13 protein-coding genes are annotated in these 15,541 nt (G+C 71.2%); 4 read left to right on the top strand and 9 right to left on the bottom strand.

What is annotated here, in order from left to right; genetic code table 11:
- Positions 1-25: 25 nt before the first annotated feature.
- From RGE_RS01335 to RGE_RS01370, 8 genes are all read right to left on the bottom strand, one after another.
- Positions 26-1,960 carry a TRAP transporter large permease gene (locus RGE_RS01335; RefSeq protein WP_014426509.1) on the bottom strand — a complete coding sequence of 645 codons (1,935 nt, stop codon included), beginning with the start codon at positions 1,958-1,960 and terminating at the stop codon, positions 26-28.
- Positions 1,961-2,575, bottom strand: coding sequence for a TRAP transporter small permease subunit (locus tag RGE_RS01340; protein WP_014426510.1), 615 nt, complete (start codon positions 2,573-2,575; stop codon positions 1,961-1,963).
- An 81-nt stretch (positions 2,576-2,656) separates the two neighbouring features.
- Complete coding sequence (locus RGE_RS01345) at positions 2,657-3,775, bottom strand: TRAP transporter substrate-binding protein (protein ID WP_014426511.1); 1,119 nt, start codon at positions 3,773-3,775, stop codon at positions 2,657-2,659.
- A 166-nt stretch (positions 3,776-3,941) separates the two neighbouring features.
- Entirely contained in the window at positions 3,942-4,511 is a 570-nt protein-coding gene (locus RGE_RS01350) for a YceI family protein (RefSeq protein ID WP_014426512.1), read from the bottom strand.
- A gap of 34 nt (positions 4,512-4,545) precedes the next feature.
- On the bottom strand, positions 4,546-5,136 hold the full coding sequence (locus RGE_RS01355; RefSeq protein ID WP_014426513.1) for a YceI family protein: 591 nt from the start codon (positions 5,134-5,136) through the stop codon (positions 4,546-4,548).
- 25 nt (positions 5,137-5,161) lie between these two features.
- A complete protein-coding gene (locus RGE_RS01360; RefSeq protein ID WP_014426514.1) occupies positions 5,162-5,698 on the bottom strand; it encodes a cytochrome b in 537 nt (178 codons plus the stop codon).
- 105 nt (positions 5,699-5,803) lie between these two features.
- Entirely contained in the window at positions 5,804-6,658 is an 855-nt protein-coding gene (locus RGE_RS01365) for an NUDIX hydrolase (RefSeq protein ID WP_014426515.1), read from the bottom strand.
- Positions 6,659-6,668: 10 nt separating this feature from the next.
- Positions 6,669-10,247 (bottom strand): indolepyruvate ferredoxin oxidoreductase family protein, encoded by a 3,579-nt coding sequence (locus RGE_RS01370; protein WP_043783678.1) that lies wholly within the window; start codon positions 10,245-10,247, stop codon positions 6,669-6,671.
- A 142-nt stretch (positions 10,248-10,389) separates the two neighbouring features.
- On the opposite strand from RGE_RS01370, the gene RGE_RS01375 reads away from it, so the two are divergent.
- The 4 genes from RGE_RS01375 (at position 10,390) to RGE_RS01390 (ending at position 14,165) form a co-directional block, all read left to right on the top strand.
- Entirely contained in the window at positions 10,390-10,935 is a 546-nt protein-coding gene (locus tag RGE_RS01375; protein ID WP_014426517.1) for an Lrp/AsnC family transcriptional regulator, read from the top strand.
- 40 nt (positions 10,936-10,975) lie between these two features.
- Positions 10,976-12,097 (top strand): GGDEF domain-containing protein, encoded by a 1,122-nt coding sequence (locus RGE_RS01380; RefSeq protein ID WP_014426518.1) that lies wholly within the window; start codon positions 10,976-10,978, stop codon positions 12,095-12,097.
- Between the two features lie 71 nt (positions 12,098-12,168).
- A complete protein-coding gene (locus RGE_RS01385) occupies positions 12,169-13,260 on the top strand; it encodes a GGDEF domain-containing protein (RefSeq protein WP_014426519.1) in 1,092 nt (363 codons plus the stop codon).
- A gap of 26 nt (positions 13,261-13,286) precedes the next feature.
- The gene (locus RGE_RS01390) at positions 13,287-14,165 is read left to right on the top strand and encodes an EamA family transporter (protein WP_198408844.1); all 879 of its coding nucleotides are present in this window, start codon (positions 13,287-13,289) and stop codon (positions 14,163-14,165) included.
- Positions 14,166-14,196: 31 nt separating this feature from the next.
- Here RGE_RS01390 and mltA read toward each other — a convergent pair whose 3' ends face one another.
- Complete coding sequence (gene mltA / locus RGE_RS01395; protein ID WP_014426521.1) at positions 14,197-15,363, bottom strand: murein transglycosylase A; 1,167 nt, start codon at positions 15,361-15,363, stop codon at positions 14,197-14,199.
- Positions 15,364-15,541: the final 178 nt, after the last annotated feature.

The following is a 15,541-nucleotide window of genomic DNA, read 5'->3' on the forward strand; positions in this document are numbered from 1 at the left end:
GGGCCAGCCCCGCCGCCGTCTGCCGTCAGCGGTACAGCAGTTCGGGCAGCCACAGCCCGATGCCCGGGAAGGCGTAGAGCAGCGCGATGGCGATGATCTGGATCCCCATGAACGGCAGCATGCCGGCGAAGATCTGGTTCAGCGTGACGTGCGGCGGGCTGACGCCCTTCAGGTAGAAGGCGGCCATCGCCACCGGCGGCGACAGGAACGCGGTCTGCAGGTTCAGCGCGACGAGCAGGCCGAAGAACAGCGGGTCGACGCCGAAGTTGTCCAGCAGCGGCACGAAGATGGGCATGAAGATCACGATGATCTCGGTCCACTCCAGCGGCCAGCCGAGGATGAAGATGATGACCTGCGACAGCAGCATGAACTCCGTCTTCGACAGGTTCAGCGACAGCACCCACTGCTCGACCAGTTCCTGGCCGCCCAGCAAGGCGAAGGCCGACGAGAAGATCGCCGAGCCGACGAACAGCCAGCAGACCATCGCGCTGGTCTTGGCCGTCAGGAACACGCTTTCCTTGACGACGCCGAAGCTCAGCTGCCGGTAGGCGGCAGCGAGCAGCAGTCCGCCCAGCGCACCGACGGCCGCGGCCTCGGTCGGTGTCGCCAGGCCGAAGACGATCGAGCCCAGTACCGCCATGATCAGCGTCATCAGCGGGAAGAACGAGCTCAGCAGCATCTTGAAGATCTCGAGCCGCTGGAAGCTGAGCAGGGCGTAGAACGCCAGCAACGCCACCGCGCCGGTGCCCAGGCCGATCCAGTAGCCGCGCGGCGCGCTGCGCGGCGCCGCCGCCGAAGCGCTTGCCGCCGACGGCTCGGTGACGGCACCCGTGGCCGCGGGCGCGGCGCCGGGCGGCTCGGTGACACCCGCGGCCGAAGGCGGTTCGGCCAGTTCGCCCGAGCCCGGCGGTTCCGCCAGCCCTTCGCTCGGCGGCTCGGCCAGGCCGGGTTCTTCGCGCGCGCCGTCCGCGGCACCGATCTCGGCCAGCCCGCCGGCCGCCGGCGTGTCCGCCGCGACCACCGGCGCGGTGACGACGCGGTAGGCGCCGATCGCGACCGCGGCATAGAGCATCAAGGGCAGCAGCACGATCGCCAGCTGCTTGAGCAGATGGCCGGTCGGCACCTCGGCGTTGCGCCGGCCCTTGAGCGCCTGCAGCAACGCCGGCAGCGCCCGCTCGGCGCCTTCGGCGAAACGCGCGGTGGCCAGCGGCAGGCGCACCGTGCGCAGCTCGGGCGCCAGCGGCGGCGCCCAGCCGGGTTTGACGACGGCGACCGCGATGACGAAGACGATGTACAGCCCGGCCAGCATCAGCCCGGGGAAGAAGGCGCCGGCGTAGAGCTGCACCACCGAGACGCCGGCGGTGGCGCCGTAGACGATCAGCAGCACCGACGGCGGGATCAGGATGCCCAGGCAGCCGCCGGCGGTGATCGCGCCGGCCGACAGCCGCACGTCGTAGCCGCTCTTGAGCATCTGCGGCAGCGCCAGCAGCCCCATCAGCGTGACCACAGCGCCGACGATGCCGGTGGCGGTGGCGAAGATCGCGCAGGTGAACAGCGTCGCCACCGCCAGCGAGCCGGGCACGCGCGCCATCGCCAAGTGCAGGCTCTTGAACAGCTTCTCGATCAGGTTCGCGCGTTCGACCAGGTAGCCCATGAAGACGAACAGCGGGATCGAGATCAGCACGTCGTTGCTCATCACCTTGAACGCCGACTGCACCATCAGGTCCAGCGTCTTGCCGGTGTCGCGCTCGTAGGCCAGCCAGGTGAAGATCATCCCCATGCCCATCAGCGTGAACGCCGTGGGAAAGCCGAGCATGATCGCGACGACGATCAGCGCCAGCATCAGCAGGCCGAGGTGGCCGTTGGTGATGGCCTCGGCGCGCAGCATCACGACGGCGATGCTGGCCAGGATCAGCGCCATCAGCGTGAAGCCGAACCACAGTTCCTTGCGCAGCTTCACTCAGCGCTCCTTCGGCTCGACGTAGCGGTCCAGCGCGGCGATGTCCTCGTCCTTCACGTGCACCATCGCCTTCAGCTTGTCGACGTCGACCTCCTCGACGTCCTCGCTGCGCGAGGGCCAGCGGCCGTCGCGCAGGCAGAGCCCGCAGCGCACGATCTCGACCGCGCCCTGCAGCAGCAGCAGCGCGCCGGCCAGCGGGATCACGAACTTGAACGGGTACAGCGGCAGCGGTGTCGCCGAGAAGGTCTTCTCTCGGATGACCCAGGACTCCATCGCGTAGGTCCAGCCGGCCCAGGTCAGCGCGACGATGCCCGGCAGGAAGAAAAGCAGGTACAGCACCAGATCGACCGTGGCCTGCGTGCGCGGGCTGAAGAAGCCGTAGAGCACGTCGCCGCGCACGTGGTTGTTCTTGGCCAGCGTATAGGCGCCGGCCATCATGAACAGCACCCCGTAGAGCATGATCTGGCCGTTGAGCGCCCAGTCATGGGGCTCGTTGAGCACGTAGCGCGAGAACACCTCGGCGCTGATGCCGAAGGTCAGCAGCACGATGGTCCAGGCGAAGGCCTGGCCCATCCAGGTGGACAGGCGGTCCACCGCGAGCAGCAAGGATTGCATCGACTCCCTCGCGAGGCAGGGCAGGGCGACCGTGGAAGGCCACCGGCGGCCGCCGGTGGCCTGGGGTGGGCGGTGCCGGGATCAGCCGCGCGCGAAGTAGTGGTTCCAGGCCATCTTCATGTCGACGCCGTAGTCCTTCTGCCAGGCGCCGGCGCGCTGGGCAAAGGTGCGCTGGCTCTCGATGACACGCTTGAAGAACGGGTTCTCGGCCGACTTCTTCTCGACGACCTTGTCGTAGGCCGCGAGCTGGGCGCGCAGGATCGCGTCGGGCGTCTTGTAGAACTTGACGCCGTCCTTGGTCTTCAGTTCGATGTAGTCCTTGGAGTTGCGGTCGATCGCCTTCCAGCTCATGTCCGAGCTGGAGGCCTCGACCGCGTGTTCGATGATCTTCTTCATGTCCGCCGGCAGGCCGTTGTACTTGGCGCCGTTGAACAGGATCTCAAACTGCTCGCTGCTTTGGTGGAAGCTCTGCAGCATGCAGACCTTGCTGACGTCGGGGAAGCCGAGCACGCGGTCGGAGCTGGCGTTGTTGAACTCGGCGCCGTCGATCAGGCCGCGGTCCAGTGCCGGCACGATCTCGCCGCCGGGCAGCGGGTTCACCGCCGCGCCCATCTCGGTGAAGACGTCGACGGCGATGCCGACGGTGCGGAACTTGACGCCCTTCAGGTCCTCGACGCGCGCGATCGGCTTCTTGAACCAGCCCAGCGGCTGCGTCGGCATCGGCCCGTACAGGAACGAGCGCACGTCCATGTTCAGGCTCTTGTAGATGTCGGCCAGCAGCGCCTCGCCACCGCCGTACTTGTGCCAGGCCAGCAGCATGTTGGCGTCCATGCCGAAGGACGGGCCCGAGCCCCACAGCGCCAGCGCGGTGTTCTTGCCGTAGTGGTAGGCCATGACGCCGTGGCCGCCGTCGAGCGTGCCCTTGGCGACGGCTTCGAGCAGCTGGAAGGCCGGCACGACGGCGCCGGCGGGCAGCACCTCGATCTTCAGCCGGCCTCCGGCCATGTCGTTGACCTTCTTGGCGAAGTCCTGGGCGTACTCGTGGAAGATGTCCTTGGCCGGCCAGGTGCTCTGGAAACGCAGCGTGGCCGTCTGCGCCGTGGCGAGCATCGGCGCGGCCAGCGCGCCGGCTCCGGCGGCGCCGGCAGCGGCTTTCTTCAGGAAGCGGCGGCGAGGCGCCGGCGAGGGGGCGTCGTGCATGGGGTCTCCTGTGGATCGCTCGTCTGGCGCGAGCGCCGGGCCACTATTCAAGCCGGCTTGATCCCGGGCAACCCGGTCTAACCCCCTCTTCCCCGTGCCCGCGCGTGTAGCGAAACGGAACAGGGCCGCACGCGGCGGCCCTGTGTCGGTGTGGCGCGCGAGCGGTTTACTGGCGCACGCCCTCGACCTGGATCTGCAGCTTGATGTCGTCGGCGAAGCCGTACTGCAGGCCGTAGTTCACGCCCCAGAGGCTGCGCTTGATCGTCGTCTCGAAGTCGCCGCCGCAGACCTCGCGCTTGAGCATCGGGTTCTGGTAGCAGTTGAAGTTGCTGGCCTTCAGCGTCACCGGGTGGGTCTTGCCCAGCAGCGTCAGCGCGCCGGAGACCTCGGTGACCTTGTCGCCGCTGAACGTGAGCTTGTCGGCGACGAAGCGGCCGGTGGGGTGCTTCTCGGTGTCGAAGAAGTCCGGGCCCTTCAGGTGCTTGTCCATCGCGGCGACGCCGGTGCCGACGTTGGCGACGTCGATCGTGATGTCCACCGCGCCGGTCTTGGCCGCGCGGTCGATCTGCACCGTGCCTTCCTTGATGGGGAAGCGGCCGCGGTTGGTGCTGGTGCCGAAGTGGGCGATCTCGTAGAAGGCGGCGGCGTGCGTCGGGTCGACCTTGTAGGTCACCGGCTCGGCCTGGGCGGCGAAGGCGGCGGCGGCGAGCAGCGCGGCGGTGGCGAAGGACTTCATCGGGACTCCTGTTGCGGGGTGGGGTGAACGGGGCTCACAGCGGCGCCAGGCCGGTGAGCGCGAGCTTGAAGCGGATCTGCACGTCGTCGGCGAGCATCGAGGTGTCGGCCCATTCGCCGTCGCCGACCTTGAAGGCCAGGCGCTTGATCTTCAGCGTGCCGGTGGCGGTGCTGGTGCCGCCGGCCTGCGTGACCTGCACCGGCACGACGACGTCCTGCGACGCGCCCTTGATCGTCAGCTTGCCGGCGACCTGGAAGCGCCCGCCGCCGGCGGCGGTGATGCGCGTCGACTGGAAGCTGGCCTGCGGGAACTTGGCCGTCGCCAGCCAGGTCGGCTTGCCGATCTCGCCGTCGAGTTCGGGCGTGCCGAAGCGGGCGCTGCCGGTGTCGATCGTCAGCACGACCTTGCCCGTCTCGGGCTTCTTCGGGTCGAGCGCGACCTGGGCCGTGAACTTGCCGAACTTGCCTTCGACCGGCACGCCCATCGGCGTCGTCGTGAAGGCGATCTCGCTGGCGGCGGGCACCAGCGTCGCGGGCGTCTGGGCCTTCACGGCCCAGGGCGTGGCCAGCAGGGCGGCGGCCAGCGCCAGCGGCGCGGCGGCACGGGAGAGCGGGGAGCAGGACATGGTCGGGTCTTTCTCGGGTGAAGGGTCAGCGGCGGCCGAGGCGCATGCGGTCGAGCAGGCCGTCGCGGTCGATGAACTGGTGCTTGATCGCGGCGGCGACGTGCAGCACGACGACGGTGGCCAGCGTGTAGGCCAGCAGCCCGTGCAGCGGCTTGATCGTCTCGGCGAAGGCGCGGTCGGCGGCGACGAAGTCGGGCAGCGGCAGCACGCCGAAGAGCACGATCGGGAAACCGGCCGCCGAGCTGTAGGCCCAGCCCGAGAGCGGCACGGCGAAGAACAGCGCGTACAGCGCCCAGTGCACGGCGTGCGCCGCACGCTGCTGCCAGGCCGGGCCCGGCAGGTCGGCCGGCGGGCGGTGCGACAGGCGCCACAGCAGGCGCAGCGCCGAGGCCGCGAGGATCAGCACGCCGGCCCACTTGTGCCAGTTGTAGAGCTTCAGCCGCGTCGGCGACAGCGGCAGGTCGGCCATGTAGAAGCCGACGCAGAAGGCGCCGACGATGGCCAGGGCCAGCAGCCAGTGGAAGGCGACGGCGACGGCGTCGTAGCGGGCGGGGTTCGTCATGGCCGGCAGTATTCCGGCCCGCCCCCGCTCGACGGTTCAACGGATTTGATCGCCCCGATGAGCGCAGGTGAAAGCGCCCGAACGGCGCCGGGGCTTCGGCGACGCCTAGCCGGACAGCCCCACGACCAGCGGCGCCAGCCGCGCCAGCGTCGCGTCGTCGTCGACGAGGCCGTGGCGCACCGCGAAGTCCAGCGTCACCAGCGCCGCGTCCACCGTCATCGCCGCGGTGGCGGCGAGCGCCAGCGCGGCCTCGACGTCCAGCAGGCGGAAGGCGTGCACCTCGCCGTCCTGGTTGCGCGGCACGACGCCGGCAGGCAGTTCGATGTCCCAGCCGTGGATCAGCTCGTGCTGCAGGCCTTCGGGGATGTCGCGCGCGGTGCGCAGCACACGCCCGGGCCGGCGCGGCGCCAGCGCCTCGGCGTCCAGGCCGGCTTCCTCCCAGGCTTCGCGCACCAGCGTCTGTTCGGGCGTCTGGCCGATCGGCACGCCGCCGCCGATGAGGTTGTCGTGCAGCCCCGGGTCGGTGGACTTGGTGAACGAACGCTGCGCGATCCACAGCGCCGCTGGCCGGCCGTCGGGCCCGGCGACCCAGCCGGTGGCGTGCGCCCCCAGCGTCAGCGTGCCCCAGTAGCGCGCCGCGGCGCGTTCGAAATGCGCCAGCACGGTCAGCGTCGCCGGGTCGTAGAGCGGGAAGGGCTCGTCCCGCCAGCCGCGCAGCCGGCCGGCGTCGCGCAAGGCGGCGTTGATGCGCGCCAGCGCGGCGTCGCGTTCGTCGGGCGCGACGGCGAGCACGACGCCGTCCTCGTGCACCTGCAGTTCGTCGAAAGCCGAGAGCGCGTCGAGCTCGCCCGCCGCGACCGCGCCGACGACGAGGTCGCCGACGACGAAGGGCACGCGCCGCAGGTCGGCGCGCATCGCGGCGCCGAGCGCGTACCAGGCAGGCGGGGTGGGCGGCTTCATGCGCCCCAGTCTATCGGGCGCTGGCGGTCACCGGCGTGACGGGCGCGGGGGTGTTGCTGCGCCAGCGTGCCAGCAGCGACTCCCAGCGCGGGCGCACCGCGCGCAGGTGGCGTTCCTTGACGTGGCCGTAGCCGCGGATGTCTTCCGGCAGGCGCGCGATCTCCAGCGCCAGCGGCAGCCGCGCCGCGTCCAGCCCGGCGAGGATCTCCTCGATCGCGGCGCGGTAGTCGGCGATCAGCCGGCGTTCGACGACGCGCTCGGGGTTGCGGCCGAAGGGGTCGAAGGCCGTGCCGCGCAGGCGCTTGAAGCGCGCCAGCAGCGGGAAGACGTGGTGCAGCCAGGGCCCGTAGCGGCGCTTGACCAGTTCGCCGCGTTCGTTGCGTGACGCGAACATCGGCGGCGCCAGGTGGTGCACGAGCTTGAAGTCGCCTTCGAACATCGTCTCCAGCCTGGCGTGGAAGGCCGGGTCGCTGTGCAGCCGCGCGACCTCGTACTCGTCCTTGTAGGCCATCAGCTTGAAGAGGTAGCGCGCGACGGCTTCCGAGAGCTTGCTACTGCCCAGCGGCCGTTCCGCTTCGCGCACGCGCTCGACGAAGCCGCGGTAGTCGGCGGCGTAGGCCGCGTCCTGGTAGCCGACGAGGAAATCGGCGCGGCGCGCGACGATCTCCTCCAGCGAAGGCCGGCGCACGATGTCGATGACCTGGCGCGCGGCGGTCAGCGACTGCACGGCGGCCAGGTCGTGGGCGCAGCGCCGGCCCCATTCGAAGGCCGCCTGGTTCTTCTGCACCTGCACGCCGTTGAGCTCGATCGCGCGCATCAGCGCCGCACGCGACAACGGGATGCGGCCCATCTGCCAGGCGTAGCCCAGCAGCAGCGGGTTGGTGTAGATCGTCTCGCCGAGCAGGCGCTCGGCGGCCTGTTCGGCGTCGAAGGCGCCGAGCGCCGCGTCGCCGACGCTGGCGCGCAGCGCGGCTTCGCAGGCGCCGGCGGGCGACTGCCAGTCGGGGTTGCCCATCACCGCCGCGGTCGGCGTGCCGTGGGTGTTGAGCACGACGGCGCTGCGGCCCGGGGCCAGCGTCGCCAGCGTCGTCTTGGACGCGCCGACGATCGCGTCGCAGGCGATCAGCAGGTCGGCCTTGGCGGTGTCGACCTTGCTGGTGCGCAGCATCTCCGGGTGCTCGGCGATCTGCACGTGGCTCCAGGCGGCGCCGCCTTTCTGCGCCAGGCCGCCAGCGTCCTGCGTGATGACGGCCTTGCCTTCCAGGTGCGCGGCCATGCCGAGCAGCTGGCCGATGGTGATGACGCCGGTGCCGCCGATGCCGGCGACGAGGATGCCCCAGGCCTCGCTGGCCACCGGCAGCGCCGGCTCGGGCACCGCGGGCAGCGCGTCCAGCGTCGGCCGTGCCTGCGGCGCCGGCTTGCGCAGCGTGCCGCCCTGCACGGTGACGAAGCTCGGGCAGAAGCCCTTCACGCAGGAGAAGTCCTTGTTGCAGGTGTTCTGGTTGATGCGGCGCTTGCGGCCGAACTCGGTCTCCAGCGGCTCGACCGACAGGCAGTTGCTCTGCACGCTGCAGTCGCCGCAGCCTTCGCAGACCAGTTCGTTGATGACGACGCGCGAGTCGGCCTCGGCCATCGTGCCGCGCTTGCGGCGGCGGCGTTTCTCGGTGGCGCAGGTCTGGTCGTAGACGATGACGCTCGTGCCGCGGATCGTGCGGAACTCGTTCTGCAGGCGGTCGAACTCGTCGCGGTGGTGCACCGTGACGCCGGGCTCGAGCATCACGCCGCTGTACTTGGCCGGCTCGTCGGTGACGACGACGAGCCTGGCGACGCCTTCGCTGACCAGGCTCTTGACGATCTGCGGCACCGAGTGGCCCTCGGGGCGCTCGCCGACACGCTGGCCGCCGGTCATCGCGACGGCGTCGTTGTAGAGCAGCTTGTAGGTGATGTTGACGCCGGCGGCGATGCTCTGGCGCACCGCGAGGATGCCGCTGTGGAAGTAGGTGCCGTCGCCCAGGTTGGCGAAGACGTGGCCGTCCTTGGAGAACGGCGCCTGACCGACCCAGGCGACGCCTTCGCCGCCCATCTGCGAGAAGGTCGTCGTCGCGCGGTCCATCCAGGTCGCCATGTAGTGGCAGCCGATGCCGGCCAGCGCGCGGCTGCCTTCGGGCACGCGGGTGCTGGTGTTGTGCGGGCAGCCGCTGCAGAACCAGGGCGGGCGCGCGCCGGTGTCGGGGCCGGCGGCGGCCAGTTCACGCTCGCGCCGGTCGACCACGGCCAGCCAGGCGTCCATGCGCGCGGCCACCTCGGCCGGCACGCCCAGCTTCTTCAGCCGCTTGGCGATGGCGCGCGCGATGATCGCCGGCGTCAGGTCGGCCTTGGCGCGCAACAGCCAGTTCTCGCTCGGGTTGGGGCGGCTCCATTCGCCGCCGCTGTCCTCGCCCTCGGGCTCGTCGAACTTGCCCAGCACGTTGGGGCGCACGTCGGGGCGCCAGTTGTAGAGCTCTTCCTTCAGCTGGTACTCGATGATCTGGCGCTTCTCCTCGACGACGAGGATCTCGTCCAGCCCTTCGGCGAAGGCGCGCGTCGCGGTCGCCTCCAGCGGCCAGACCACGGCCACCTTGTGCAGCCGGATGCCGAGCGCGTGGCAGGCGGCGTCGTCCAACCCCAGGTCGGCCAGCGCCTGGCGCGTGTCGTTCCAGGACTTGCCGCTGGCGATGATGCCGAAGCGGTCGTGCGGGCCGCGCACGACGTCGTGGTTCAGCCGGTTGGCGCGCACGTAGGCCAGCGCGGCGTACCACTTGTGGTCCATCAGCCGCGCTTCCTGCTCCAGCGGCGTGTCGGGCCAGCGGATGTGCAGGCCGCCGGGCGGCATCGCGAAGTCCTCGGGCAGCACGATCTGCACGCGGGCCGGGTCGATGTCGACGGTGGTGGTGCTCTCGACGATGTCCTGGATCGTCTTCATCGAGGTCCACAGGCCCGAGAAGCGGCTCATCGCGATCGCGTGCAGCCCCAGGTCCAGGATCTCCTGCACGCTGGCCGGGAAGAACACCGGCAGCCCGCAGGCCTTGAAGATGTGGTCGCTCTGGTGCGCCGCGGTCGAGCTCTTGGCGACGTGGTCGTCGCCGGCGATCGCGACGACGCCGCCGTGGCGCGCGGTGCCGGCCATGTTGGCGTGCTTGAAGACGTCGGAGCAGCGGTCCACGCCCGGGCCCTTGCCGTACCAAAGGCCGAAGACGCCGTCGAACTTCTTCGCCTCGGGGAACAGGTCGAGCTGCTGCGTGCCCCAGACCGCGGTGGCGCCCAGCTCCTCGTTGACGCCGGGCTGGAAGACGATGTTTTGCGCCTCCAAGTGTTTCTTCGCCGCCCACAGCGCCTGGTCGTAGCCGCCCAGCGGGCTGCCGCGGTAGCCGCTGATGAAGCCGGCGGTGTTGAGGCCGGCGAGTTCGTCGCGGCGGCGCTGCAGCATCGGCAGCCGCACCAGCGCCTGCACGCCGCTCATGAAGGCGCGGCCGCTGTCCAGCGCGTACTTGTCGTCGAGCGACACGCGGGCCAGCGCCTCGCGGACCGCATCGCTCATGGGTGCGTTCATCTCGTCTCCTGCTGGCCTCTGGCGGACCGATGGTTGTGGACCAGTGTAGGCAGCAGGGTTCGCCCTGTCTTTTCGGGTCTTGCCGCGTCGGCGACGATTTCGGCAATGTGATTTCGCAGACTGGCGGTTTGGAGAAAGAACCGTGCTCAAAAACGCTGTTTCAGGGAAAACCACGAGTTCCGAGGCCGAGCCCGCCGACGGCTCGCGCCAGGGGCTGGACCGCCACGACGTCGCGATCCTGGCGGCGCTGCAGCACGACGCGCGCCTGTCCAACGCCGAGCTGGCGACGCGCATCGGCCTGTCGCCTGCGCCGACCTGGCGGCGCGTGCGCCGGCTGGAGCAGCAGGGTTACATCACCGGCTACCGCGCCGAGATCGACCGCCGCCGGGTCGGCCTGGGCGTGCTGGCCTTCGTGCGCATCGACGCCGAACGCAACAACGCCGAGGCGACGCAGGCGCTGGAGCAGGCGCTGGCCGCGCTGCCGGAGGTCGTGGCCTGCCACTACATCAGCGGCGCCGGCACCTTCGAGCTGCACGTCGTCGCCACCGACCTCGACGCTTTCTCGCGCTGGACGATGCAGACGCTGTTCAAGCTGCCCAACGTGAAGGACCTGCACACCAGCTTCTCGCTGGGCGAAGTCAAGGCGGGCGCCGTGCTACCGCTCACGCATTTGATCGAAACATCCTGATTCAGCTCAACTTTGAATCATATTTGCCGATTTGGCGTGCATGCTGCCTTCGGCGATGCGCTTCCTCGGCAACCTGCTCCTCGGGCGTGACCCGGACCAGCGGCTGCACACCCTGCTGACGCTGGTCGGCTGGACGACCTGCGTGCTGATGTCGGTCGCCCATTACGCCGAGGCGGTGCTGGGCCTGGCCGACGAGGCGAACACGTCGTGGCTGGCGGTTTTCAGCACCATAGGGGCGTTGCTGTTCTACCTGCTGATGCGGTCCGGCGTGGCCCCGCAGTGGGTCACGCACGCCAGGCTGTCCTGGGTGCAGGCTTCCTGGGCCACCGTCGCGATCTGCTGGGCGTACGCGCTGTCGGGCCCGGCGCGGGGGGCAGCCGTGCTGCTGCTGGTGCTGCTGCCGCTGTTCGGCATGTTCTCGCTGACGCCGCGCCAGACCTGGCGCATGGCCGTCGCCGCCTACCTCGCCGTCGCGCTGGTGATGGCCTGGAAGGCGCAGGTCGAGCCCGAGCGCTACGACCCGCGCATCGAACTGCTGCACCTCGTCTTCGCCGGCATCGTGCTGTCGGTCTCGTCGGTGCTGGCGACGCTGATCGGCCGTCTCAAGCGCCAGTCCGAGCAGGAACGCTCGAAGCTCGCGTGCGCGCTCGAGCGCATCGAGGCGCTGGCCACGCACGACGAACTGACCGGCCTGACCAACCGCCGCGCCGCCGGCGAACGCCTGCGGCGCGCGGCGCGCGAGCCCGGCGCGTCGATGTGCGTCGCGATGATCGACCTCGACCGCTTCAAGCAGGTCAACGACAGCCGCGGACACGCCGTCGGCGACGAGGTGCTGCGCCACTTCGCCCGGGTGGCGCGGCAGACGGTGCGCGCCGAGGACATGCTGGCGCGCTGGGGCGGCGAGGAGTTCCTGCTGCTGATGCCGGCCACCACGCCCGAGCAGGCGCTGACCGTGCTGGCGCGGCTGCGCGAGCGCCTGCGCGCGGCGCCGCTGGCCTGCGCCGGCGCCGGTTACACGGTGACTTTCTCGGCCGGCGTCGCTCCCTGCGGCGGCGCGGGCGAGGCCGACCTCGACGCCGCGATCGCGCGCGCCGACGACGCGATGTACCGCGCCAAGCGCGAAGGCCGCGATCGCACGCTGCTGCAGCCGGTGGCCGCCTAGACGTCAATCCGCCGACGCCCGAGTGCGATACCCTCGGGGGCTGGCTCCTTGACGCGAGGACACCGAGGCCGATGCGCCTGCTCGACGCCCTGCTGACACCCGACCCGGTCCGCCGGGCGCGGCTGCTGCAGTCGCTGCTGGCGATGTCCACGATGTGCGCCGGCATCGCCGCGATGCACTACTTCGTCTGGATCGGCGTCGCCTCGGCTACCGGCGTCGGCGTCTGGACCGTCGTCGCCTTCGCCGGCATGGCGATGCTCTACGCGGCGATCCGCAGCGGCTGGACCGAACGCCTGGCCGACCCCTCGCTGTCGATCGTGCAGATGAACTTCGCGATCGCCTGCAGCGCCGCCGCCTACGCCCTGCTCGGGCCCGGCCGCGGCGGCGTCTTCCCGGTCGTGATGGTCATCCTGATGTACGGCATGTTCAAGTCGACGATGCGCCAGATGGCCGGGGTCTGCGTCTTCGGTGTCGGCCTGCTCGGTGCGACGATGGGCGCGATGGCGATGCTGGACCCGGCGCGCTACCCGCCGGCCATCGAGCTCGGCCACTTCCTGATGGTGGCGACGATGATGCCGGCGGCGTCGATCCTCGCCGCGCGGCTGTCGCGGCTGCGGCTGATCGCGCGCGAGCAGAAGGAGGAGCTGAGCGCGGCGCTGGAACGCATCCGCCAGCTCGCCACGCGCGACGAGCTCACCGGGCTGATCAACCGCCGCCACATGGTCGAGCTGATCGAGCAGGAGCACCAGCGCTGCGTGCGCTCGGGCCACACCTTCTGCGTCGCGATGCTGCAGATCGACGACTTCGCGGCCGAGGCGCGTGCCCTCGGCGAGGGCGGCGAGATCCGGCTGCTGCGCGGCATGGCGCAGGAAGCGGCGCATCGCGTGCGTGTCGCCGACGTTCTGGCTTACTGGGGAGATGCACGCTTCATGCTGTTGATGTCGGACACGCGCGCTTCGCTGGCGCGCGCCGGACTGGACCGTCTGCGCGAGGCCGTGGCCGGCGCACGCGTGCTGTCGGAGGCGCCGCTGCTGCGCTTCAGCCTCTCGGCGGGGCTCGCCGAACACCATGCGGGAGAGACCGTCGAGCAGACCGTCGCACGCGCCGAGCAGGCGCTGCACGACGCGCTGCGCCAGGGCGAGAGCCGGGTGGTCGTCGCGTGACGGCGGGCGCGGGACACGGCGGCGGCCTGCCCGGCCGCCATCTGCTGCTGGCGCTGGCCGTCGTCGCGGTCTGGGGCACCAACTTCGTCGTCATCAAGCTGGCGCTGGCGGCGCTGCCGCCGCTGCTGTTCGCGGTGCTGCGCTTCGCTTTCGTGCTGCTGCCGGCGGCGCTGTTCATCCGCCGCCCGCCGGTGCCCTGGCGCCAGCTGGCGGCCTACGGCGTGCTGATCGGCGCCGGCCAGTTCGGCCTGCTCTACGTCGCGATGCGCGGCCACATCGCGCCGGGGCTGGCCTCGCTGGTCATCCAGACCCAGGTCTTCTTCACGATCGGGCTGGCGATCGTGCTCGCCGGCGAGCGCGTGCGTGCCTTCCAGTGGGGCGCGCTGGCGCTGGCGGTGGCCGGCATCGGCGTCATCGCCTGGCACACCGACGCGCAGACGACGCCGCTGGGCCTGGCGCTGGTGCTCTGCGCCGCGGCGTCCTGGGCCGGCGGCAACCTCGTCGCACGCCAGAGCGGCAAGGTCGACATGCTGGGCTACGTCGTCTGGTCCAGCCTGTTCGCGCTGCCGCCGCTGGCGGCGCTGTCGCTGCTGCTCGAAGGGCCGGAGCTGATCCTCCATTCGCTGGCGAACGCCGACGCCGGCGCCTGGGCGGCGGTGGCCTGGCAGTCGGTCGGCAACTCGCTGTTCGGCTACGCCGCCTGGGGCTGGCTGCTGGCGCGCCACCCGGCGGCCACCGTCGTGCCGATGGCGCTGCTGGTGCCGGTGTTCGGCATGGGTGCCTCGGCGCTGATGCTGGCCGAGCCGCTGCCGGGCTGGAAGCTGGCGGCCGCGGCGCTGGTGATGTCCGGGCTGGCGCTGAACCTGTTCTGGCCGCGGCTGCGCGAGCGTCTGGCGCGCGGCTGAACGACTGCGGCCGCGCGCCGCGCGGGAACGCCTATTGAGGCCGCGCGCCGCGCGGCCACAGCGCCCACAGCCGCAGCGGCTGCTTCATGCGCCCGGCCTGGGCCTCGGCGTCGGCGCCCCAGCCCCAGAAGTAGTCGGCGCGCACCGCGCCGACGATCGCGCTGCCGGTGTCCTGGGCGACGACGAGGCGGCGCAGCGGCGTCGCCGACAGCGGCTCGGTCGTGTCCAGCCAGACCGGCGTGCCGTAGGGGATGCTGCCGGCGTCCACCGCGATCGAACGCCCCGGCACCAGCGGCACGCCCTGCGCGCCGCGCGGGCCGATGCTCGGGTCGGGCAGCGGTTCCTCGCGGAAGAAGACGACGCGCGGATTGGCCCACAGCATCTCCTGCACGCGCTGCGGGTTGCGCCGCGCCCAGGCGCGGATCGCCGGCCAGGAGGCGGTGTCCAGCGTCAGCTCGCCGCGTTCGACCAGCCAGCGGCCGACCGACTTGTAGGGCTGCTCGTTGTGGCCGGCGAAGGCCAGGCGCACGAGGCGGCGGCTGCCGTCGGCTTCGGTCAAGGCCAGCCGGCCCGAGCCCTGCACCTGCAGCAGCAGCGCGTCCAGCGGGTCGGCGACCCAGGCGATCTCGCGCCCGCGCAGTGCGGCCTTGGCCGCCGGCAGCGTGTCGAACTGCTGGCGCGTCCAGCCGGGCTTGGCCATCGTGCCGGGCGCCGGCGGGCCGTACAGCGGCACGCGGAACTCGCCACGCGGCTGGCGCACGGCCTCGACCAATGGCTCGAAGTAGCCGGTGGCCAGCCCGTCGACCTGGCCGTCGGGCGCCTCGACGCGCCAGGGCTGCAGCCAGCGCGCCAGCCAGGCGCGGGCCGTGCCGTCGTCGGCCGGCGGCTCCAGCATCGCGCGTGCGCAGACCTCGGCCCAGCCCGGGGCCGGCCGGCCGCAGCTGGCGCGCAGCGCCGGCCAGACCTCGGCGATGCGGTCGTCGTTCCAGCCGGGCAGCTCGGTCCAGTCGACCGGCACCCAGCGCGAACGGGCGCGCTCGACGGCGTTGGCCGCCGGCGGGTGTGGGACGGTGGGGCGAACTTCTTCGACCGGTGCCGGCCGCTCGGGCGGCAGCGGCACGGAGGTGCAGGCGGCGAGCAGCACGGCCGCGACCCCGGCCGCGACCCGGTGGCGCCGCGGCGCAAGAATCCAGGGCATGGTGCTGATTGTGCTGGAGGCGCTGGCGGCGCTCGTGCTGCTGGTCTTGATCGTCTGGTGGACGATGTTCGCCGGGCGGCGCCGGGGCGAGCGCCGACCCGACGACGAGGCCTGATCCGACGTCCCCGTCGGAGCGCGCACGGAACTCAGCGCCTCCCGGCGGTGTCTCTCCTCTTCA

The sequence above is a fragment of the Rubrivivax gelatinosus IL144 genome, from assembly GCF_000284255.1.
In the GTDB taxonomy this organism is placed as follows: domain Bacteria; phylum Pseudomonadota; class Gammaproteobacteria; order Burkholderiales; family Burkholderiaceae_C; genus Rubrivivax; species Rubrivivax gelatinosus_A.